Below are 20,253 nucleotides of genomic sequence, written 5' to 3' on the forward strand. Positions count from 1 at the left end.
GGAACCTTTAATCAAGTCAACCTTCAGCATTCCTCGGCTTTCGAAATGACAAAAGGCCATTTTTGAAGCGGCTTTATATCGGCTAATAACGCTCATAATTCTTTACTTTTTTTCACCCAGATCACCTCTTCGCCGTCCGACTGCTTTTTCAGGCTGACCAGGCTGCCTCCTTTAATGCCTTCTTTCGATTTGGTGATCTGCCCCGTTTTGGGATCGACGTACTGAACCGAAAAGGAACCGGCTGCTTTTGTTAGGTCCAACTGAACCGGATTTGTGGCTTCGCTGTAGACGATGTAGCCGATCTTGTCATTGCCCAGCGCCCATTGACTGGCCGGTTTCTGCGGTAACTCAAGCGGTTGCATCTGGGTCGCGTCGGCCAGGAATTCCGGGTCGCTAACCGCCGGAACGTTTGGCATCGAACCACCCGCCATCAGGACGGCCCATCCCATCACGTCGTGGCTGTCGGCGGCATAGGTGACTGCTTTTTCGGGGTATTTCTGCCGGTATTCGCTCACGGCGCGGTACACCTGCCCGAACGAAGTTTTTTTCGGAGGAGTCAGCCGGGCGTGCTGTCGCGGAGCCAGGTTCTGCCCACCGGCGGGTGCGTAGACGGTGCCGTTGGCCTGGTAATGCCAGTAGCGAATGTCGACCAGATCGATTAGCGAAGCACGTTTGGCGTCGGCCAGAATCGCGTCCTGCACGTCTTTGGTCGTGCTCAGACCCACGGTAACTTTCTTACCAGTTTCCTTTTCCCATTCGCCGATGGTATCGATCCAGAACTGCACGAAAGGCAGCGGGCCGGTAAACTCAGCGCCGATCAACTGAATGACGCCCGTATTTCCCACGAAATTGTCCAGGCATTTGCGGATATAGGCCCGGTGTAGCGCCCGCCGAACCGGGTGCGAGACATCGTAAAACTGTTCGGCCATGAAAATCCGCTTATCACCCGCGTAGGGGACCGGTTCCGGAAAACCGGTATTGTTGATGTTGTTGGCGGGTCGCCAGGGGAAATCGGCGTAGTGCGCACCCGCTTCGATGATGTTGTGCTGGAAATAATTCTCGTGGATGAGCGTCAGCCCTTTCTGGTCGGCGAGGTCGGCAAACTGCTTCAGTCGGTTCCAGTACCAGGGGTTGTATTTTGTCAGATCGTACTTGCTGAGGCCATCCCAGGCAGTTTCTTTCCCGCTGCGGGCAAACGGCAGTTCGTAGAACGGGGGCCATACCTCGCCATCCATCCGACGAATCCGCTCGTGGTCATCGCGCCGACGATCGTACCACAGCCCGTAGTTGTGGTCGATGGCCACGATGTTATCGGCCTTCAGCGAGTCGGTCATAGCGTCCAGGTTGTCGGTTAGCCCCTGGCCCGTCATACCCGGCACAAAGCGGGTGATGTGGGGTTTTGCGTTCGTTAAGCCGTACGGACGGGCGCTGCCGTTCCACCAGGGTACTTCCTGCCGACGACCCGTCACCAGCCGGGCTCCGCGAACCAGCCTGCCATGCTGAAGTTGCATCGGTTCGGCCTTCGTCAGCGTGGGTTCTTTCGGTAAACCAATCGCATCGATGGATTTAGCGGTTGCCGTAGTCGGAATCGGCTGGCGCTTCGATGCCGCCGTGATAAAATCGTATAAGGTTGGGGCTGGGGTAACGGCCTGTTTGGTCAGGGCCATCGCTACGTCCACTTTGGGGCTGCTCGATGCTTCAGACTCGACGGGCAACAGCATCGTCCGGCTCGCCACGGGTTCGCCCAGGCGGTCTTTGAGCTGGGCGTAATACAGGCTTCGGGGCTGAATGTGTTCGTTGGAATTGTCCCAGTAGCCATCTCCGGCAAACTGCGCCCAGGTGCCGAACGCCCAGTTTTGCGCCGTGGGTGGCTGGTAGCAATCCACATGGGCAGCGGTGCATTGCCACAACACACTGTTGGCGGCATTCCAGCCCGCGCCCTGTTCGTCCTGCCCGCGGTTGGCAAACCGAAGCGCATTGCCGTCGATGTTCACGATGTCGAACAGGACACCCGACGCCCAACTGTCGATGCTGCCGCTGAAGCTGAACGGCAGATGCGATTCGCACTGCACGAAGGCATTCGGTCCGGCGCTGCAAAAACCAACCGCAAAATCGTGATAGCCCGACTCGGCGTACAACCGCTGACCCAGCACCTGCTGACCACGAACGAAAAACGTGTTCCGGCGTTCACCGCCGATTTCCGAAACCGGTTCCAGGGACTGGCAATCTTCGATCGTGATCCGTTTGGCGGTTTCCTGCACCTGCACGGCTGAACCGGCAAAATGACGAAAAACCACCTGCCGAACCCAGGCGTCCTGCACATTTTCGAGGACGATGGCCATCCAGCGGTGCGCTTCGTCTTTCGGATTGGTTTTATCGAAGGCAGAGGCTAGCTGAAGATTTTCGACACCTGCCTGCGCGATCCGGCCAGGCCAGGTATACCCGGCCAGCGTGCCGCCCCCGTAGGCTGAATCTAGGGCCGTTGTGATGGGCGCGTCGAGGGTAATTTCGGAGCCATTTACAGCGGTAATTTGCCGATCCCAGTAGAGATCTCGTTGACCGGGTTTCCAGCCAAGCGCCGAAAGTCCCCCGCCGAACGTACCCGTGCCTAGTTTCTGAATCCACTCTTTGGTAGAGGGTCGCCGAATCTGGACAACATCACCGACCTTCCAATCGGTCGATTTCGCTACGTGAAGTGTCCGGGCATTGACCGGCACGTAGGCGTCTGTAATGGGAACGGCGGCAGCAGTCTGCCGATCGTTTTTACCGAAAATAGTAATCAGGTTATCACGGCTGACACCTGTGCCGAGAATCGTCGTGCCGCCCGTGCCCATGCCGCTGCCCCGCAGCACAACCCCTGAGGCTGAAATTCGCAGGCTTCCCGCTACTTCATACACGCCTTTATCCAGCAAAACCGCGCCCCGAAACCCGTTGACATTCATCGGTAACGAAGCCACATAATCGATTGCGGCCTGGATGCGGTGGGTGGCGTCGCCTTTGCGGAGGGGTACGGTAACGCTGACGTCGACGGTGGGGATTGCCTGTTCACCCGCTTTATAGCCACAGTACGAAAAATCGGGGATGCGGTTGCCCAGCTCATCAGGGATATAAACCAGGTGCCCGTCTGCACCCAACGCTACGGGTTTGGGCGGAACCGGCTTGTTCTTTTGCGCATACGCGTCTCCAGCCCGCCCAAAAGCGATAAACAGAGAAAGCAGCAGAAAGAGCGGAGGCTTAAACACAGGTATAAATGACTGAGGTGAACTAGCTGTTTTTCTGTCATTCCGACGAAGGAGGGATCTTCCAGTATCCTCACTCTCAGGTAAAGGAAGTTTAAGATTCCTCCTTCGTCGGAATGACAAAGAAACGTACTGACCGAAAAGCGATTACGTTCGGGGGGCTACCTGCTGAACTGATACGACGCTGTTCAGGAAATCTTCGATGTTGGTATAGCCATCCTTGTTTTTGTCCTGGCTGGCGTCCGACGGATCTTTTGGGTTCAGGCCATTTTTGGTTTCCCAACTGTCGGGCATGCCATCTTTATCCGAATCGACATAAGGTGTTCCTTTATAGTCCGGATACCCACCCACCTGAATCGGATCGGTGATGATGCCATTTTTGTACGAGTCGATCGGTAACCGGCGGTGTTTAAACTGCGTTTCGGGGAGTTTTACGCCTTCTTTGTAAACAATCTTTCCCGTACGGGCCTGTTCGGTCACACGCGTATCGACCGGATCACGTCGGGGAAGGGTGGCTCCCGCATTCGCCAGCACATACTCATAAGCTTGTTTGGCGGGTAGAATCGTCAGTTTCGGCATCGGCAGCGGCTGATTCCATTTGATGTTGGCCGTGTACTGACCGGCGTCTGGCTGGTCCTCGACCTGAACACCACCGGCCCAGTTGTCTTTAGTGACCTTGTCGTTACCTTCCACGATGTTACCGTTGACGTAAGCGCGGCCATAGACCCGGTACGGCAGTTTGCTCCGGCCCGATTCGGGTTTCAGAATCCGGTAGCTCAGGGGCGAATTTTTCGGGGTTTCGGGACCGGGTTTGAAGTAGTTGTTGATAATATTGTACATTGCGGTGTAATCGCCCCCGTCGATCGAGCGGTGTACCCAGTTGAAGATAACGTTGTTGGTAAAGTTGAAAATGCCGTTCCAGCCAATCGACGGATTCCGACCTGCGTTGTCGGCCCAGAGGTTGCGCATAAACGTGCAGTTTTCACCGCCCAGGGTGCTGCCGAATGCATGGTTCCAGGTATCGAGCGCTTCCGAAAAAATCGAGTTCTGAATGGTGATGTTTACCGTCGGTAGCTTTTCTTCGATGGTCTTGCCGGTGCTGTCGTTATACATATGGCGGTACATCGACATGTTTTCGTCCAGCCCCCAACTGGCCGACACGTGATCGATCATGATGTTGCCGATTGGGTTGCCGCCAATCGAATCGTCGCGCCGACCGACAGCCGTTTCGCCCCGGCGGAAGCGCATGAACCGGATCACGACGTCGTGCGTATTGATCCAGACCGATTCGCCCGCTACACAAATGCCATCGCCCGGCGCTGTCTGGCCCGCAATGGTAATGTATGGCGCTCTGATAATTAGCGGACTTTTTAGTCTGATAATCCCCGCCACATTGAAAACGATTGTACGGGCTCCTCCCTGTTCGCAGGCTTCGCGCAATGTACCCGGACCTCGATCGTCCAGACTCGTTACCACGATCACCTTACCACCCCGACCGCCAAACGTATAGGCTCCACCGCCTTCGGCACCCGGAAAGGCCGGAATGCTGGCCTGCGGCAAATCGACCGGACGGGCCGCCCAGGGAATGTAGGGTTTGCCTGCTTTAGCTTCCTTCTCGATAATGGGCAGGGCTTTGACCCAGGCAATATCCGACTGCCGCCGGGCTTCCTTAAGCAGATCGTCGCTTTCCTTCTGGACATCGGCCGGAATGGTAGGGTACTGCGCCAGGGCCGTGTACTGCATCAGCAGCGCAGCGGAAAAGGCAATAGAGACCGTCAGCTTTTTCATGGGATGAGTTGCTGTATAGTGAACAAATCCTTGCGTCCTGTTCGTTAAAAACGTTAGCACTAGGATTGATCGATGATCAGATTGTATTATCAAGTTCAAAGTAAGCTGAAATTCGGGGCTGATATCTGTATCATTTTCTCGGTAATATATAGGATATTATCATTTCAATAATTTAGGCAAAAATATAAGGGTGAAGAGGAGGGCAATGGTCAGAAAAGCAATAGAGTAGCGATTAATTCGCCATTAAAACAGTGGGAATGGAGTAGGCTGGATTTGCGTTTTTTGTCATTCGGACGTCTTTTTGTCATCCTGACGTCAGGAAGGATCTTAATGTTTCCTAACCGTAAAGCCAGATTACCTTAAGATCCTTCCTGGCGTCAGGATGACAAAAAGACATCAGGCAAATTGTTTTGGAATGGCGGCTTATAGTATGGGTTATACAAAAGCAATTTACCCCTAAACCCACTCATTTTCGTGGATTTAGGGGTAGACTTACTGAAGCTAAGAGGCTGAATTAAGCCAGGGTAGCGTCGACGCTGATGCTGGTGTTGAACAGCTTCGAAATGGGGCAGTTGTGCTCGGCGTGATCGACCAGTTCGTCGAATTTGGCTTTGTCGAGGCCCGGTACGCTGGCGTTAAGTTTCAGTTTCGAGCTGGTAATGCCGCTGTCTTCCAGGGTGATCGTGCAAGTTACGTCCAGCGAATCGGCGGCAAAGCCAGCACCCTGGATGTTGAACGCCAGCTGCATGGCAAAGCAGCCGGCATGAGCAGCCGCCACCAGTTCTTCGGGGTTGGTGCCTACGCCATCGGCAAAGCGAGTATTGAACGAATACTGGGTCTCGTTCAGCACCGTGCTGGCCGTGGTTAAAGTACCTTTACCATCTTTGCCGGTTCCGGCCCAGTGTGCGGATGCATTGCGTGAAATTTTCATGGGTGTATGAATTAGATTTGTTAGTGGTTTGGTTTGATGGCTCAAAGGTAATCAGGTGAGAACATCTCCGTTTTCACCTATGTTAAAAAGCGATCTTATCACCTGAAAAAGTAAGATTTACCCCGAATTGTTTCCCACTTTTGCTCATCTGACCGGTTAGCGTGGTCGCCAACCGATTCGCATAGGTCGTAATTTCAGCGCATGGATTCTAGTCAACACGATCGTTTACACCATCAGTTACAGCAGTTTGCGCAGCTTTCCGACCCCGATCTCCAACTTTCCGACGGATTTTGGCAGAGCCGGACAATGGCGAAGCACGACTATTTTAATTTCCGAAACTCGGTTTGTCGGCAGGTGGGCTTTATCCTGAAAGGATTGTTTCGGGTATATTACGTCGATCCGAAAACCGAGCTTGAGCACAACCTGTATTTTATTCCCGAGCATGCGTTCATGACCTCACTGAAAGGCTTGCTGACGCAGACGACCTGCCCGTACCTGATCGAAGCGCTGGAGGATGCCGAATTGCTGGTGATCGACTACGAACATCTGCAACAGCTTTATGCGCAATCGCACGGGTGGGAACGCTTCGGGCGGCTCCTGGCCGAGCAGTATTTTATGATCAACCAGAGTCGGTCGGAAAGCTTGCTGACGCAGACGGCCGAAGAGCGGTACCTGGATTTACTCGCTAACCAGCCGGACATTCTGAATCGTGTGTCGCTGGGCCATATTTCGTCCTACCTCGGTATCAAAGGGCCATCGCTGAGTCGCATCCGGGCGCAGATAGCGCGTAAGTAAGGGGCATCAACTCCCCCTGTATTCCCATTCCCACACGTCGCCGTCTTCATCGTCCCAGACGGTGCCGAGCAGAACAAAACCGTTTTTGGTCAGGATGTGGGTGGAGTAATTTTCTTCGGGCAGGGTTCGGGCCGTAATCGTAACGTTCGGATCGGTTTGCCGGGCCAGGAGTACCAACTGCCGACAGATTTCGGTGCCGATGCCCTGGTGCTGGTATGGTGGAAAAACGCCGTATGCGATTTCCACCCGGCCACCTTTCGGTTTTCCTTTAAAACCCGCCGATCCTACCAGCTTGTCGTCCTGCTGGACGAAGTAGCCAACCCACGGCAGCGTATAGCCGATTCTCTCAAAAAACTCAACCGTCATCGACAGCGCAGGCTCGACATCCGGAAGAGTCGAGAACCGATCATTTTCGGCGAGGGTAGGGTGGATGGGAAGGAGTTGCATAAAGGTTATATTACTTCATGTGCTGCTGAATCCATACTACAATCTGCTCAAACGTAAATTTGCTGGTGGCAAAATCAATTACAAAGGCATATTTCTCTTCTTGGTCTGCCAGAATATCCCTTCCACTTTCTAATAAAAGCAAACGCATCAGGACATATCCAGTCCGCTTGTTGCCATCTATGAAAGGGTGATTTGTTACTATACTCTCCAAAATAGCGGCAGCTTACTGTTCAGCCTTCGGATAAAATTCGGTTGTCTCAAACCCACTGAAAGGTCTCGCCAAAGCCGACCGAAGTAGTCCTTCATCACGAATACCTGTTAAACCACCAAATTCTTCAATTAATATCTGATGAATGGACAGAGCCTCTTCTAGCTCAATCATTGCGCTAATTTCTTCAGGAGTTGGCGGTCCTCCTGGAGAATCCGTCTCAGATGCAAGGCTCGTTCTGTAGCAGGAGTTGGCAGGTTGTCCACTTTGCGGAGATGATCTAAAAGCTCTACTAACAGATTCTCGGGTAAATGATCGACGATCTGATTGATTTCTTGTTTTAAAGCGGTTGTATCCATGAGCGTTTGTTTGACCAAATTTACTGCCTTTGTGAGTACATATCAACAGATCTGGTTGTAAGCCAGCTCTACAACTTCAGCGTTCCGTAGCTGTTTTGATAGATTTTACCTTCTTTAGGATGAGTAAACGTCAACGCCGACCAGGTGGCGTCGACACTGATGGCTTTGCTTTCTACGAGTACGTACGTGTAGCCTATTTCGATCACGTTAGTTAACGTTAGGTCAATACCCCGCTGGTCAGCCTTCGGCTACGACACCCACAGCATACCCGTTGGGTTCAGGTGATTTTTAAGCCCGGCGAAGTGCTCGTGCATCTCCTGCTGGCTCGTGACAAAGAGATGAATGTAATCGAAGGAGCCTTCAGCCGTTGACTGAACGGCAAGCGCTGGGAGTTCCATCGCTTCGACAACCTCTACCGGCACATTGACGAAAAGCGCCCGCCCACCGGGTTTGAGGCCTATTTTTGCTGCACTCGATTTTGCCATATGGTTTTTGTAGAAGTGAACTTCTCTCCAAATTGTCGTTTGCCGATGCATCTACTGATCTACGGATCAATAAATTTACCCTAATCTACCAACCCCCAGCTCATAGGTGGAAGCAGTTTTACTAATCGGTAGAAAACCAGCTGAATCTTCGTCAAATCGGAGGTTTCCCAAATGTTTCCAGAATTGAGATCGTGTTTTGCAGACACCTGACCGGAAAAGGGCAAAAGGCCGGTCGGGGAAGAGTGGATGAAGCACACACGAAATCAGTACGTCGGACAGCCGATGGCAACGCGGGGGAACCGGCCCCGGAAAACGGCCTGGGTGCTCCTGCTGGGAACGGGGCTGCTGACGACGCAGGCCATTGGACAGACGCTGACGCTAAATCAGGTCATCGATCAGAGTGTCCGGCAGTATCCGTTCCTGAAGTCGAAGCAGGCAGAGGTCAGCAGCGCCGAACGCCGGTTGCAGGCTAGCCGAACCGAGTTGCTGCCGAACATGATCCTGCAGGATCAGTACAGCTACGCCACCAGCAACAGCCTTAACAACTCATTTTTCCCGAACGAAGGCACCAACATTTCTACCTCGGGCGGGGTGCGTCCGGTCGCCGTGTCGCAGGCGAGTTTCGGGAGCTATACCAGCGCTTCCATCGAGTGGCGGGCCATTTCGTTCGGGCGGGTCAAAGCCAACATTGGGGTGGCCAGGGCCGACCTGCAACGCTCGCAGGCCGACTACGAGAATGAAGTCTTTCAGCACCAGGTCCGCACCATCGATGCGTACCTGCTCCTGCTGATCAACCAGAAACTGGTGCAGATTCAACAAAGTAACCTGGAGCGGGCGCAGACGTTCAAGCGGGTCGTCGATGCGGGGGTTCAGTCGGGGATGCGGGCCGGCGTCGATAGTTCGCTGGCGACGGCCGAAGCGGTACGCGCCCGGATTCTGCTGCTCGAAAGTCAGCAGCGCGAGCAGGTGCAGCGGCTCCGGCTCTCGGAACTGATCGGTCAGCTTCAGAACAACACACAGGTCGACAGCATGCGGTTCTACACGTCGTTGCCCACCAGCTCGTTCCTGTCGGATTCGCTGTCGCCCAAAAACCCGACTTTACGCCTGTTCCAGTCGCAGATCAATCTGTCGGCGGCCCGGAGCTTAGCCACGCAGCGGTCGGGTATGCCGGTGATTTCGCTCGTGGGCGTGGGCAATGCGCGTGGTTCGGGCTTTGCCAACCAGGGCGATCTCTTGCAGAGCAATCAACTCAATGGGCTGGGCTATCAGGTGGGCAACTACCTGTTCGGCGTAGTGGCCCGCTGGAACATCACCAACCTGTTGCGGTCGACCCACGACTACCATGCCGATCAGTATCTGGTCGAGCGGTCGCGGCAGTTGTTCAACACGCAGCGGCTTCAGATCAGCCGGCAGTATCAGGAAGCCGAAACGCAGTACCAGGTCGCGCTGGAGCAGGCTCGTCAGGCACCCATCCAACTGCACGCGGCCCGGCAAGCCTATAACCAGGCCAAATCGCGCTACGCCAATGGCCTGACCGATTTACCAACCCTGCTGCAAAGCGTCGTGACGCTCAACCGGGCCGAAGTCGACGGTTACGTGGCCGTCAGTAACGTATGGCGGTTTCTGCTCCTCAAAGCGGCTGCCGACGGCGATTTGTCCTTGTTTATGAATCAGGTAAAATAAATCATTTGGTTGTCATTCTATTGTCATTCAATGGTCATTATTTGTGAAATCAGTGACGATAAATGACGACGAATGACAATAGAATGACCATTAAATGACAACTGTATAAGTCATGTACAACATCATTCGTTCTGCGCTGCGGAAACCCATTTCGGTGGTCGTAGCGGTCATGGGTCTCCTCTTTTTCTCGGTGATGTCGCTGTTCACGATCCCGGTGGATATTTTCCCAAATCTGGATCTGCCTACCATCTACGTGGTGCAGCCTTATGGCGGGATGGCACCCGACCAGATGGATGGGTTCATAGCCACACGCTATCAGGATCACTTCCTGTACGTGTCCGGTATCCGCGATATCGACGTAAAAACCATTCAGGGGCTGTCGCTCATTAAGCTGTCATTTTATCCAGGCACCGACATGGCACAGGCGGCTGCGGAGGTCGCCAATAACGTGTCGCGGGCCAAAGCGTACATGCCTGAAGGAACCGTGCCGCCCCAGGTTGTCCGCTTCGATGCCAGTTCGGTACCAGTAGGGCAACTGGTGTTCGAAAGCCCGACTCGGTCGCTGAACGAAATTCAGGATTACGCATCCTCACGCGTGCGGCCGATGTTCTCCCGGATTCAGGGTGTGTCCAGTCCTCCGCCGTTCGGTGGAAACCAGCGGACCGTGATTATCAAAGTCGATCCGCAGCGGGTACGCAGCTATCAACTGACGCCCGAAGAGGTGATCAAGTCGATCGTGATCAACAACCAGCCGTCGCCCGCCGGTAACATCCGCATCGGCGATAAAGCCCTGATGACCCCAGTGAACTCGCTGGTGAAACGGCCCGAAGATTTTCTGAATATTCCGATCCGGGTAGGTTCCGGACCAACGGTATTTGTGCGCGACATCGGTACGGTCGAAGATGGGGCCGACGTGACGGTAAGCTACGCGCTGGTCAACGGTCGCCGGGCGGTGTATATTCCGGTAGTGAAAAAGTCGGATGCGTCGACGCTCGACGTAGTCAACAACATCCGCAAAGCCCTGCCCGAATTGCAGGCGGCCGTGCCCGAAGACGTCAAAATCTCGTACGAATTCGACCAGTCGGTCTACGTGACCAACGCTCTCAAAAGCCTGGTGTCAGAAGGGATTCTGGGCGCCGTGCTGACGGGGCTGATGGTGCTGCTCTTCCTGCGCGACTGGCGAAGCGTGATCATCGTGGTGCTGACTATCCCGATTTCAATCCTGTCGGCGGTGATTATGCTCAACCTGTTCGGGCAGACGATCAACATCATGACCCTGTCGGGCCTGGCGCTGGCCATCGGGATTCTGGTCGACCAGGCGACGGTGACCATCGAGAACATTCACCAGCATCTGGAGATGGGCAAACCCAAGGCCGTTGCCATCTGGGATGCCTGTAAGGAAATCGTCTTCCCGGAATTCCTGATCCTGCTGGCGATTCTGGCCGTATTCGCGCCCGCTTTCGTGATGAGTGGTGTGCCGCGCTCGATGTTCCTGCCGCTGTCGCTTTCCGTTGGTTTTGCCATGATTGCGTCGTTTCTGCTCTCGCAGACGTTGGTACCCGTCATGGCCAACTGGCTGCTGAAAAGCCATCCGGCACACGAAGCGCCAACGCTGGCGCTCGACGCGCAGGAGCGCCACATGATCGAAGACGAACGCCCGGTTGCCCATGCGAAGGGTTTCGACAAATTCAGGCAGCGCTATTCGGCTGTCCTCGAAAAAATTCTGAATCGGCGTGGCCTCGTCGTAAGCAGTTACCTGGTCGGAAGCCTAGCCTTGATCGTCGTCTGTTTCATGGTCATCGGCACGGATATCCTCCCGCATGGCAACAGTCATCAGTTTCAGATGCGCCTGCGGATTCCCGACGGCACGCGGGTGGAGCGGACCGAAATGGCAACCCTGAAAGTGCTGAATATCATCAAGGATGCCGTCGGAGCCGAGAATGTCGACATTTCGTCGGCTTACGTCGGCACAGTGCCGTCCAGCTACGGTACGTCGAATATCTTCGTGTTCAACAGCGGTCCGCACGAAGCGGTGCTGCAGGTGTCGCTCAATGAAGAGCATCCGGTGAAGATGGATGATCTCAAAGAAGAACTGCGTGCGCGAATTGCCAAAGCTTTACCGAACGCCAGCATCTCCTTCGAGCCGATCGAGCTGACCGAAAAAATCATGAGCCAAGGCGCATCGACACCCATCGAGGTGACCGTAGCGGCCAAGAACCTGGCCGAAGCGGGACGGTTTGCCAACAAGATCCGGGAGCGGATGGCGAAGATCGATTTTCTGCGCGACGTACAGATTGCCCAGCCGCTGTCGTACCCAGTGCTCAAGGTGACGATGAATCGCGAACGCGCCGGGCAATTGGGCGTGACCTCCACGCAGGTGGCCCGCTCGATGGTAGCGGCTACGTCGTCGAGCCGGTTTACGGATAAGAACCTCTGGCTCGACGAATCGAAAGGACTGGCCTATCAGGTGCAGGTACAGATTCCGGAATATCAGATGAGCAGCGCCAACGACATCGGTAACATCCCTCTGAAGAGTGGCGAAATGCACCCGGTGCTGTCGGACGTCGCTACGTTTACGGAAGGAACGGCCCCCGGCGAATACGACCGGGCGGGTCCCAACAACCTCGTTACCGTAACGGCAAATTTGCAAAAGAAAGACCTGGGCTCGGCGCAGAAAGCGGTCGAACAGGCGATCAAGGAAGCCGGCGAACCGCCACGCGGGGTTATCGTCGAGATGGGTGGACAAACCAACCTGCTGACCGATACGCTGAGCAGTCTGCAAACGGGGCTGCTGGTGGCTATCGTGATTATTTTCCTGCTGCTGGCGGCTAATTATCAGTCGTTTAAATTGTCGCTGGTGATTCTGGCAGCTATTCCGGCGGTGGTTGCCGGGGCGCTGCTGATGTTGCTGGCCTGTGGGGCCACGCTGAACCTGCAATCGTACATGGGACTGATCATGTCGGTGGGGGTGTCGGTTGCCAACTCAATTCTGATGGTGACCAATGCGGAAAACCTGCGCCTGGAAATCGGGCACACGCGCAAAGCCGCCGTGCTGGCTGCCAACAGCCGGATTCGCCCGATTCTCATGACCAGTATCGCCATGATTGCCGGGATGGTGCCGATGGCCTCGGGGCTGGGCGAAGGCGGAGACCAGATTGCCCCGCTGGGACAGGCGGTTATCGGAGGGCTGATCATGTCGACGCTGGCTTCGCTGCTGATCCTGCCCTGTGTGTTTACGCAGCTTCAGGGCAAAGCGACGACCCAGTCGGTCTCGCTCGATCCTGAAGATCCGGAGAGTAAATTTTATCATCAGAACCAGCAGGAACTGAGCCACAGCCTGTAACTCTAACTTTCAACCGAAACAGTCATGAATTCGCCCAGCCATAATCGATCGTTCAACATGAAACCGTTTTTGGTCCATATCGGATCCGTCTCCATAGCCGTTGCCGTAACGGCCTGTTCGACGGCGAGTAGTGATAACAAAACCAATACGACTAAAGAGCCCGACGTTCAGCAGGTGGAGGTGACTGCCGTGCAGGAACTTCAACCCAGCAAGCGTGTATCGCTACCGGGCGAACTGAAACCCTGGAACCGGGTGAGCATGTACGCCAAAGTAAAAGGCTTTGTACGGGCTATTTCGGTCGACCGGGGCACTGTCGTTCGGAAAGGGCAGGTGTTAGCCCGGCTCGATGCACCCGAAGTGCTTTCGGAACTCAGTCAGGCCCAGGCCCAGGTACAGGCGCAGGAAGCGAATCTGGTGGAGCAGATGGCCCGCGCCCGCGCCAGTCGACTCACCTATAACCGGCTGCAGCAAACGGCCAAAATGGAAGGGGCCGTGTCACTGAACGAACTCGATCAGGCGCAGGCCCGCATGCAGTCGGACAGCGCTCTGGTGGCGATGGCCCGCGGAACCGTGCAGGCCGCAAGATCGAATTACCAGGCCAAAAGTGAGTTACGGCAGTACCTGACTATTACGGCCCCGTTCGACGGTATGGTTATCGAACGGAACATCAGCCCCGGAGCGCTGGTCGGGGCGGGCGACAGCGGCAAACCGCTGTTTGTACTGGAAGACAGCCGAACCCTGCGCCTGACGGTCGCCATTCCGGAATCGTTCGCGAATCAGCTGGCACCGAAAAGTTCGGTTTCGTTCACGGTCAACGCCATGCCAAATCGGAGTTTCAATGCGAAACTGGCCCGTTCGGCCGAGAGCCTGGTCGAAGCCAACCGGGCGATGATGGCGGAATTCGACGTCGCCAATCCGAACCACGAGCTGAAAGCGGGCATGTACGCCGAAGTGACGATGCCAATCGAACGGACGGGCAAAACCATGTTCGTACCAACGACATCGGTGGTGAGTTCAAGCGAAAAAATGTTTGTGATCAAAGTGAATGCCGACCGGGCACAGTGGGTATCGGTCCAGAAAGGAAACGTGCTGGATAGCCTGGTCGAAGTGTTCGGCGACGTGAAACCCGGCATGACCATCGTCAAAAAAGCAACCGAGGAAATCCGTGACGGGCAGGCCATTGCCAGCCGGAAATAAGCGTGCAAAAACGTTTCAGGGAAAAACAGGTGTGCCACGGTTCCGAACCGTGGCACACCTGTTTTTTTTGTCATCCCGACGTCAGGAGGGATCTTGAAGCATACTAACCCTCAAGATCCCTGCTGGCGTCGGGATGACAAATTTGGCGTTTAGTTTACCCTGTCTCGCTACACCACTTCCTTTATTCCCAGCTCATCCTGCAACTGGCTGGCGGTTTCGAGCAGGGTGTCCAGTTGCTGCTGAACGTCGGTCGTCAGCGGGTCGACGGCACGGCGGGTGTAGAGCGAGATCGGCAAGCCACGCTTCTGTAGCGCATATTTGGCCGCTGTAGGGTAAGCCGTGTGCAGCAAATCCATCGAATCGACCAGCCATTGTTGCACCCGATCGACATCGGCCTGGCGGTCTTCGTCATTGTAATGGTCGCAGAGCCACACGATCAGTTCCGGTACGTAATTTCCCTGAATGCAGGAGAGCCCAGCCGCTCCGGCTTTCAGCGACGATACGGCATTGACCATGTAGGCGTCGTATAACCCAAATTCATAGCCTTCAGCCACTGCCAGCCGCCGGACGACTTCGTCCGCATCGAGGCTCGTATCTTTGTGATAAATAATGCGTCCTGTGGGCAGAATGCTGGCCAGCAGCTGGCTACTGATCAGCCGCTTATACGGAACCGGGCACTCGTATAAACCCAGCGGAATTCGGTCCGTCTGGTTCATCAGCTGGTGCAGATGATCGAGGAAAACGGCGTCGGAATCTTCGGGAAGAGCGATCTGACAGGTCGTGGCGATGACGGCCTGTATACCGGTGTCGTAGATTTTCTTAATGAAATCGGCCTGCTGAGTCATTGGTCCGCCGAAGGTACCCGTGGCTACCACCGGTACGCGCCCCGCTGTCTGCTCGACGACCTGTTTGGTAACGGCCAGCCGTTCGGTTTCGGTAAGTTCATACATCTCGCTGGAGAGGCAGTTGGCAAACAGACCCGTGGCCCCGGCTTCCAGGTAAAAATCCGTCAGCCGTGCCAGACCGGGGTAATCGACTTCCCCTGAATCGAGAAAGGGCGTGAGCATAACCGGGATAAAGCCGTGGGGCAGCGAGGGTTGGGTGTTGTTAATCGAGGACATGATAAAAGATAGTCAGTACGGAAATGACGCTGTTCGTAGTAGATTCAGGCGATTGTCCAGTCTTCCAGTTTAATTCCGTTTATTCGCTTAAAATGACTGATATTATTAATGACCATAATTAAGTCATGAGCAACAGAAGTGACGCCAATCAGCAGATCAAAATCGTCGACCGGGGTGCCTAATTTTCTGAGCCGCGCTTTTTCTGTAGCGTATAAATCCAGAGAGTAGAAGATAGGTAAGATCTGAACTCCGGTCAGAAAATTGTCCAATATAGTGCGGTTCTTTTCGGGATGTTCGCTGTTGGCAATGCCAAACTTAAGTTCGGCCAGGGTTATTTCGGAAATAAAGCAGCGATCCGGCGTTACTTTATCAAACTTTTTGTTGAGGGTGAACTTTCCCTTCATGTAAAAAATAGCAATGTTTGAGTCGATCAGGTACTTTTTCAAAATGATTCAATCGTTCTGTTGAACACTCTGCTCGTACGAATTTCATTGATAATCTCTTCCGCTGATTTATCGGACTCCAGCGCTCCAAAGGCTGCCTTGAACATAGATCTTTTCTTGCCTAAATCAGCTTTGACGGACGTCGTCAGTTGGGCGATGAGATCGAGTTTATCCTCAGTACTCAAATTAGCCAGGAGGCCAACATAGCCGTTAATCATCGTATGACTACTATTTGCTGTTCTCATAAGTCAAATGTAGGAAAAGATGCTAAAATGTCTGCCGTTATTAGTGCCTCGATGATACACCATTGAGGAAATCAATGCGTTTTACATGCCAATCTTCGCGCCCGATTTTAAATCAATTTCTTGCTGCTTCCCCCGGCGTAACCGGGTCAGTAATAAACCTACCAGAAAGATCGTGAGCGTACCCACCACAATGATCATGCTGGGGTGAAAGGGACTGCGGAGAGCCGCGTAGGTGTCAGGAAGCTGAGCCGAGAATGTCATCCAGAGAATGACGACCAGGCCAACAATCGTAGCCGTCAGGGCTTCGGCATTGCGTGTGGAGCGGGAGATCATGCCCAGTAAAAACAGCCCCAGCATACCCCCGGCAAAGATACCCGACAGCAACCACCAAACATCCAGCACACTTTTGATCCCAATCATAGCAATTCCCGTACCCATGCCGAGCAGCCCGAAAGTCGTTGTGGCGATGTACAGAATCCGCATGGCCTGACTGGGGGAAAGCTCCGGCTTAAAATAGCGCTGGTAGATATCGACCGAAAATACCGTGGCCGACGCGTTCATGCCCGAGCTGATGGTACTCATGGCCGCCGATAAAATAGCCGCCACAATCAACCCTACCAGCCCCGCGGGCACTTTATTGACCATAAAATGTGGCATGACTTTGTCACCAATATCGGCCGGGCTAAGCGTAGCGGCCAGTTGCCGGATTGCGCCCGCGCTACCGCCCGGCAGGCGTTCGGTGGCGACCTGCATCCGTACGGCGTTCAGCAGATCGGGGTTGGTCTGGTAATAGGCGTATAGGCAGGAGCCAATAATAAAAAACAGGAGCGAAGCCGGAACGTACAGGTACACACACAGCCAGATGGAGCGGCTGGCTTCCCGCGTCGAGGTGGTCGTATGGTAGCGCTGTACGTAGTTCTGATCCATACCGAAATTGTTCAGGTTGATGAAAAAGCCGTATAGCAACACCACCCAGAACGTCGATTGCGTGAAATCGGGGGCCAAACTTCCCAGACCGAATTTATGATCGGCCTCGCCAATGGCGATGATACGGTCGACACCGCCGGCCATGCCCTGAACGATCAGATACAAAATGAGCAACGCCCCGGCGGTCTTGATTACTCCCTGCACGACTTCGGTCCAGATGACGGCCTCCATACCACCCAGTACGGTGTAGATGATAATGCAGGTGCCGACAATGACCATGATCGTCTGCATCGGATAACCAGTCAGCGCCTGCAGGCTCAGCGCAATACCGAAAAAAATGGAACCCATCCGCGCCAGCTGGGTCAGCAGAAAGCAAACCACGGCGTAGGTGCGGGCCCAGGGCCCGAAGCGGTGTTCGAGATGCGTATAAGCCGATACCTCGCCGGTATGTCGGTAGAACGGCACGAAAAAGCGGGTAGCTACCCAGGCCGCCAGGGGCATCGATAAGCTGAAAACAAAGGAATTCCAGTTGCTCCCGAAGGCTTTGCCCGGAACGCCCAGAAAGGTGTTGCTGCTCAGAAATGTGGCGTAGATCGACATGCCGATGGCCCAGCCCGGAATTTTGCCGGATGCGGTCGTAAACTGGTCGGCGGTCTGGTGGCCGGAACGCTGGTTTTTTCGGGAAAAATAAACGCCGACGGCTACCATACCGACCAGATACAGGGCGATCACCAGCAGGTCAACAACGGGAAGAGATTTCATGCGTACGTAATTCGTTCGTTCTAATTAAACGCGGTGGCTATTCATTTATACCAGTTCATGCACCAGAAGTACTACTTTTTCCCGAAAAAACGTAGTTTGTTTTAAGCGATGCTGAGTGTATACGTGCTAAATAATTTATGACAGGTTTTCTATAGTTTGCCCTTCGATTGATAGCTTGTCCACAGAGGCACAGAGAGCACAAAGAGTACTGCCGATGGAAGCTCCGTGCTCTCTATACCTCTGTGGACAAATTCATCAGGCTATCATAATCCAGCTGAAAAGTAGTTTCGGGCCTTCTCCTGCTTGTGCTATGGCTGCGTCGCATTCCCTAAAAACAGCTTATATGATTCACGGCAAAAGCCACCTGGCGCTTACGGTTCTCACAGCTTGCCTTCTCAGTTTACCAACATCCTTCCACTGCCAGGCGCAGCCCAACACGCCTAAACCGGTGTCCATTCAGGTCGATCTGACGGAAGAAAAAGGGCCACTGAAACCCATCTGGGCGTGGTTTGGCTACGACGAACCGAACTACACCTATATGAAAGATGGGCGGAAACTGCTCACCGAAATTTCGCAGCTGAGTAAAGTGCCGGTCAATGTGCGGGCGCATAGCCTGCTCGTAACAGGCGATGGCACAGCGGCTCTCAAATGGGGTTCGACCAACGCCTACACCGAAGACAAAAAGGGCAATCCGATTTACAACTGGACGATCGTCGATAAGATTTTCGATACCTACATTGAGCGGGGCATGAAACCCATCGCCCAGATCGGGTTCATGCCGGAAGCCCTCTCGACCAAACCCCAGCCGTACCGGCATTACTGGAAACCCGGCGACGATTACAACGATATCTACACCGGCTGGGCCTATCCACCGAAAGACTACAAGAAATGGGCCGAGCTGGTCTATCAGTGGGTCAAACATTCCGTCAGCCGATACGGTCAGCAGGAGGTCGAAAGCTGGTACTGGGAACTCTGGAACGAACCGAATATCAGTTACTGGAAGGGGACGACCGAAGAATACATCAAACTGTACGACTACACTGCCGATGCGGTGAAGCGGGCGCTGCCCACGGCGAAAATCGGCGGTCCTGAAGTGACCGGCCCCAACTGGGACGTATCCGCCAAATTTTTCCGGGCGTTTCTGGATCACGTCGTCAGTGGCAAAAACTACGTAACGGGTCAGACCGGTACCCCCATCGATTTTCTCACCTTTCACGCCAAAGGAGCACCCAAAGTGGTCAACGGTGCGGTGCAGATGAACATGGGCACGCAACTACGGGATATCGACAAAGGCTTCGAGATCGTGGCCTCGTACCCCAGCCTGAAAAACCTGCCCATCATCATTGGCGAATCGGACCCGGAAGGCTGCGCGGCCTGTTCGGAGGATCTGCATCCGCAGAATGCTTACCGCAATGGCACCATGTATTCCAGCTACACGGCCGCTTCGTTTGCCCGAAAGTATGACCTGGCCGCGTCGCGCGGGGTAAATCTGGCGGGAGCCGTTACCTGGGCGTTCGAGTTCGAAGATCAGCCCTGGTTTCGGGGTTTCCGCGATCTGGCTACCAATGGCGTCGATAAACCCGTGCTGAACGTGTTTCGCATGTTTGGCATGATGCCCGCAAATCGTGTGGCAGTAAAAAGCGGGCTAGCCTACGATTATAAGCGTATTCGCGATGAAAGCGTGCGGGCCGAAGCCGACATCAATGCCCTGGCCAGCAAAGACGCAAAGTCGGCAGCGGTGATGGTCTGGCATTACCACGACGACAATCTGCCCGCACCCGATGCGCCTGTCTCGGTAAAAGTACAGGGCTTGCCCAATCAGAAAGTGCTGCTTCAGCATTACCGCATCGATAAGCAGTTCAGTAACTCGTACGAAGCCTGGAAAAAGATGGGTTCGCCGAAAACACCGACGGCAGAGCAGATCGCTGAGTTGGAGAAAGCCGGTCAGCTACAACTGCTCACCTCGCCGGAATGGATATCGGTAAAAAACGGCGAAGCCACTCTGAAATTCGACCTACCCCGCCAGGGCGTGTCGCTGCTCAAGCTGACGTGGGATTGATGGATGGCGGTCTGGCTGACGTACCACCGGGCTGGCGTACCACCGGGCTGGCCACCGGGCTGGCGTACCAGTAAACCTTGTTAATCACGAACAAGGCATGTCGAAGACCATAAAAGACAATTTACTTCTCCTTCTATTAAAAAAGACAAAACAAAAACGTTGGTACAAGTAGTATCTGATTAATAATGCTTTTTCTGGTAACAATGCCAAGTGTGATGACT

At 54.3% G+C, this 20,253-nt stretch carries 18 protein-coding genes; 5 read left to right on the forward strand and 13 right to left on the reverse strand.

The genetic code is table 11. The annotated features are described in order from the left end of the window. Positions 1-92: 92 nt before the first annotated feature. The 3 genes from ACYVC2_RS09685 to ACYVC2_RS09695 all read right to left on the reverse strand — a co-directional run bounded on the left by ACYVC2_RS09685 (position 93) and on the right by ACYVC2_RS09695 (position 5,958). A complete protein-coding gene (locus ACYVC2_RS09685) occupies positions 93-3,242 on the reverse strand; it encodes a DUF6298 domain-containing protein (RefSeq protein WP_461102103.1) in 3,150 nt (1,049 codons plus the stop codon). Positions 3,243-3,386: 144 nt separating this feature from the next. After that, positions 3,387-5,027: a pectate lyase family protein gene (locus tag ACYVC2_RS09690; protein WP_461102104.1), complete on the reverse strand. Its 1,641-nt coding sequence runs from the start codon at positions 5,025-5,027 to the stop codon at positions 3,387-3,389. Positions 5,028-5,541: 514 nt separating this feature from the next. After that, positions 5,542-5,958, reverse strand: a complete 417-nt coding sequence (locus ACYVC2_RS09695) for an OsmC family protein (protein ID WP_461102105.1) — start codon at positions 5,956-5,958, stop codon at positions 5,542-5,544. Between the two features lie 201 nt (positions 5,959-6,159). On the opposite strand from ACYVC2_RS09695, the gene ACYVC2_RS09700 reads away from it, so the two are divergent. Next, a complete protein-coding gene (locus ACYVC2_RS09700; RefSeq protein WP_461102106.1) occupies positions 6,160-6,753 on the forward strand; it encodes a Crp/Fnr family transcriptional regulator in 594 nt (197 codons plus the stop codon). A gap of 6 nt (positions 6,754-6,759) precedes the next feature. Here the strand turns inward: ACYVC2_RS09700 and ACYVC2_RS09705 are convergent, their stop codons facing one another. The 6 genes from ACYVC2_RS09705 to ACYVC2_RS09730 form a co-directional block, all read right to left on the reverse strand. After that, a complete protein-coding gene (locus tag ACYVC2_RS09705; RefSeq protein ID WP_461102107.1) occupies positions 6,760-7,200 on the reverse strand; it encodes a GNAT family N-acetyltransferase in 441 nt (146 codons plus the stop codon). Positions 7,201-7,210: 10 nt separating this feature from the next. Then, complete coding sequence (locus ACYVC2_RS09710; protein ID WP_461102108.1) at positions 7,211-7,411, reverse strand: type II toxin-antitoxin system death-on-curing family toxin; 201 nt, start codon at positions 7,409-7,411, stop codon at positions 7,211-7,213. A gap of 12 nt (positions 7,412-7,423) precedes the next feature. Next, positions 7,424-7,582: a hypothetical protein gene (locus tag ACYVC2_RS09715; RefSeq protein WP_461102109.1), complete on the reverse strand. Its 159-nt coding sequence runs from the start codon at positions 7,580-7,582 to the stop codon at positions 7,424-7,426. Beyond that, on the reverse strand, positions 7,579-7,767 hold the full coding sequence (locus ACYVC2_RS09720) for a hypothetical protein (protein ID WP_461102110.1): 189 nt from the start codon (positions 7,765-7,767) through the stop codon (positions 7,579-7,581). The genes ACYVC2_RS09715 and ACYVC2_RS09720 overlap by 4 nt, the downstream gene beginning before the upstream one ends. A 68-nt stretch (positions 7,768-7,835) precedes the next feature. Then, positions 7,836-7,973 (reverse strand): hypothetical protein, encoded by a 138-nt coding sequence (locus ACYVC2_RS09725; protein WP_461102111.1) that lies wholly within the window; start codon positions 7,971-7,973, stop codon positions 7,836-7,838. Between the two features lie 42 nt (positions 7,974-8,015). Further along, positions 8,016-8,252 carry a hypothetical protein gene (locus ACYVC2_RS09730; RefSeq protein ID WP_461102112.1) on the reverse strand — a complete coding sequence of 79 codons (237 nt, stop codon included), beginning with the start codon at positions 8,250-8,252 and terminating at the stop codon, positions 8,016-8,018. A 246-nt stretch (positions 8,253-8,498) separates the two neighbouring features. Here ACYVC2_RS09730 and ACYVC2_RS09735 point away from each other — a divergent pair, with 246 nt between their 5' ends. The 3 genes from ACYVC2_RS09735 (at position 8,499) to ACYVC2_RS09745 (ending at position 14,475) form a co-directional block, all read left to right on the forward strand. Beyond that, a complete protein-coding gene (locus tag ACYVC2_RS09735; RefSeq protein ID WP_461102113.1) occupies positions 8,499-9,935 on the forward strand; it encodes a TolC family protein in 1,437 nt (478 codons plus the stop codon). Positions 9,936-10,047: 112 nt separating this feature from the next. Continuing rightward, the gene (locus ACYVC2_RS09740) at positions 10,048-13,278 is read left to right on the forward strand and encodes an efflux RND transporter permease subunit (protein WP_461102114.1); all 3,231 of its coding nucleotides are present in this window, start codon (positions 10,048-10,050) and stop codon (positions 13,276-13,278) included. 57 nt (positions 13,279-13,335) lie between these two features. Then, positions 13,336-14,475 carry an efflux RND transporter periplasmic adaptor subunit gene (locus tag ACYVC2_RS09745; protein ID WP_461102115.1) on the forward strand — a complete coding sequence of 380 codons (1,140 nt, stop codon included), beginning with the start codon at positions 13,336-13,338 and terminating at the stop codon, positions 14,473-14,475. A gap of 167 nt (positions 14,476-14,642) precedes the next feature. On the opposite strand, the gene ACYVC2_RS09750 is transcribed toward ACYVC2_RS09745, so the two are convergent. From ACYVC2_RS09750 to ACYVC2_RS09765, 4 genes are all read right to left on the reverse strand, one after another. Further along, a complete protein-coding gene (locus tag ACYVC2_RS09750; protein ID WP_461102116.1) occupies positions 14,643-15,596 on the reverse strand; it encodes a dihydrodipicolinate synthase family protein in 954 nt (317 codons plus the stop codon). A gap of 44 nt (positions 15,597-15,640) precedes the next feature. Beyond that, a complete protein-coding gene (locus ACYVC2_RS09755) occupies positions 15,641-16,042 on the reverse strand; it encodes a PIN domain-containing protein (RefSeq protein ID WP_461102117.1) in 402 nt (133 codons plus the stop codon). After that, a complete protein-coding gene (locus ACYVC2_RS09760; protein WP_461102118.1) occupies positions 16,039-16,284 on the reverse strand; it encodes a hypothetical protein in 246 nt (81 codons plus the stop codon). Before ACYVC2_RS09760 ends, ACYVC2_RS09755 begins: the two co-directional genes overlap by 4 nt. An 81-nt stretch (positions 16,285-16,365) precedes the next feature. Next, a complete protein-coding gene (locus tag ACYVC2_RS09765) occupies positions 16,366-17,973 on the reverse strand; it encodes a sodium:solute symporter family protein (protein ID WP_461102119.1) in 1,608 nt (535 codons plus the stop codon). Between the two features lie 343 nt (positions 17,974-18,316). On the opposite strand from ACYVC2_RS09765, the gene ACYVC2_RS09770 reads away from it, so the two are divergent. Next, the gene (locus tag ACYVC2_RS09770; protein WP_461102120.1) at positions 18,317-20,032 is read left to right on the forward strand and encodes a GH39 family glycosyl hydrolase; all 1,716 of its coding nucleotides are present in this window, start codon (positions 18,317-18,319) and stop codon (positions 20,030-20,032) included. Positions 20,033-20,253: the final 221 nt, after the last annotated feature.

This window comes from Spirosoma koreense (genome assembly GCF_054777875.1).

What these genes read in the sequence shown, in the direction of transcription:
- ACYVC2_RS09770 (WP_461102120.1), top strand. Translation starts at nt 18,317, where the DNA reads ATGATTCACGGCAAAAGCCACCTGGCGCTTACGGTTCTCACAGCTTGC.
- ACYVC2_RS09715 (WP_461102109.1), bottom strand. Translation starts at nt 7,582, where the DNA reads ATGATTGAGCTAGAAGAGGCTCTGTCCATTCATCAGATATTAATTGAA.
- ACYVC2_RS09760 (WP_461102118.1), bottom strand. Translation starts at nt 16,284, where the DNA reads ATGAGAACAGCAAATAGTAGTCATACGATGATTAACGGCTATGTTGGC.
- ACYVC2_RS09745 (WP_461102115.1), top strand. Translation starts at nt 13,336, where the DNA reads ATGAAACCGTTTTTGGTCCATATCGGATCCGTCTCCATAGCCGTTGCC.
- ACYVC2_RS09720 (WP_461102110.1), bottom strand. Translation starts at nt 7,767, where the DNA reads ATGGATACAACCGCTTTAAAACAAGAAATCAATCAGATCGTCGATCAT.
- ACYVC2_RS09740 (WP_461102114.1), top strand. Translation starts at nt 10,048, where the DNA reads ATGTACAACATCATTCGTTCTGCGCTGCGGAAACCCATTTCGGTGGTC.
- ACYVC2_RS09750 (WP_461102116.1), bottom strand. Translation starts at nt 15,596, where the DNA reads ATGTCCTCGATTAACAACACCCAACCCTCGCTGCCCCACGGCTTTATC.
- ACYVC2_RS09735 (WP_461102113.1), top strand. Translation starts at nt 8,499, where the DNA reads ATGAAGCACACACGAAATCAGTACGTCGGACAGCCGATGGCAACGCGG.
- ACYVC2_RS09690 (WP_461102104.1), bottom strand. Translation starts at nt 5,027, where the DNA reads ATGAAAAAGCTGACGGTCTCTATTGCCTTTTCCGCTGCGCTGCTGATG.
- ACYVC2_RS09695 (WP_461102105.1), bottom strand. Translation starts at nt 5,958, where the DNA reads ATGAAAATTTCACGCAATGCATCCGCACACTGGGCCGGAACCGGCAAA.
- ACYVC2_RS09705 (WP_461102107.1), bottom strand. Translation starts at nt 7,200, where the DNA reads ATGCAACTCCTTCCCATCCACCCTACCCTCGCCGAAAATGATCGGTTC.
- ACYVC2_RS09730 (WP_461102112.1), bottom strand. Translation starts at nt 8,252, where the DNA reads ATGGCAAAATCGAGTGCAGCAAAAATAGGCCTCAAACCCGGTGGGCGG.
- ACYVC2_RS09765 (WP_461102119.1), bottom strand. Translation starts at nt 17,973, where the DNA reads ATGAAATCTCTTCCCGTTGTTGACCTGCTGGTGATCGCCCTGTATCTG.
- ACYVC2_RS09700 (WP_461102106.1), top strand. Translation starts at nt 6,160, where the DNA reads ATGGATTCTAGTCAACACGATCGTTTACACCATCAGTTACAGCAGTTT.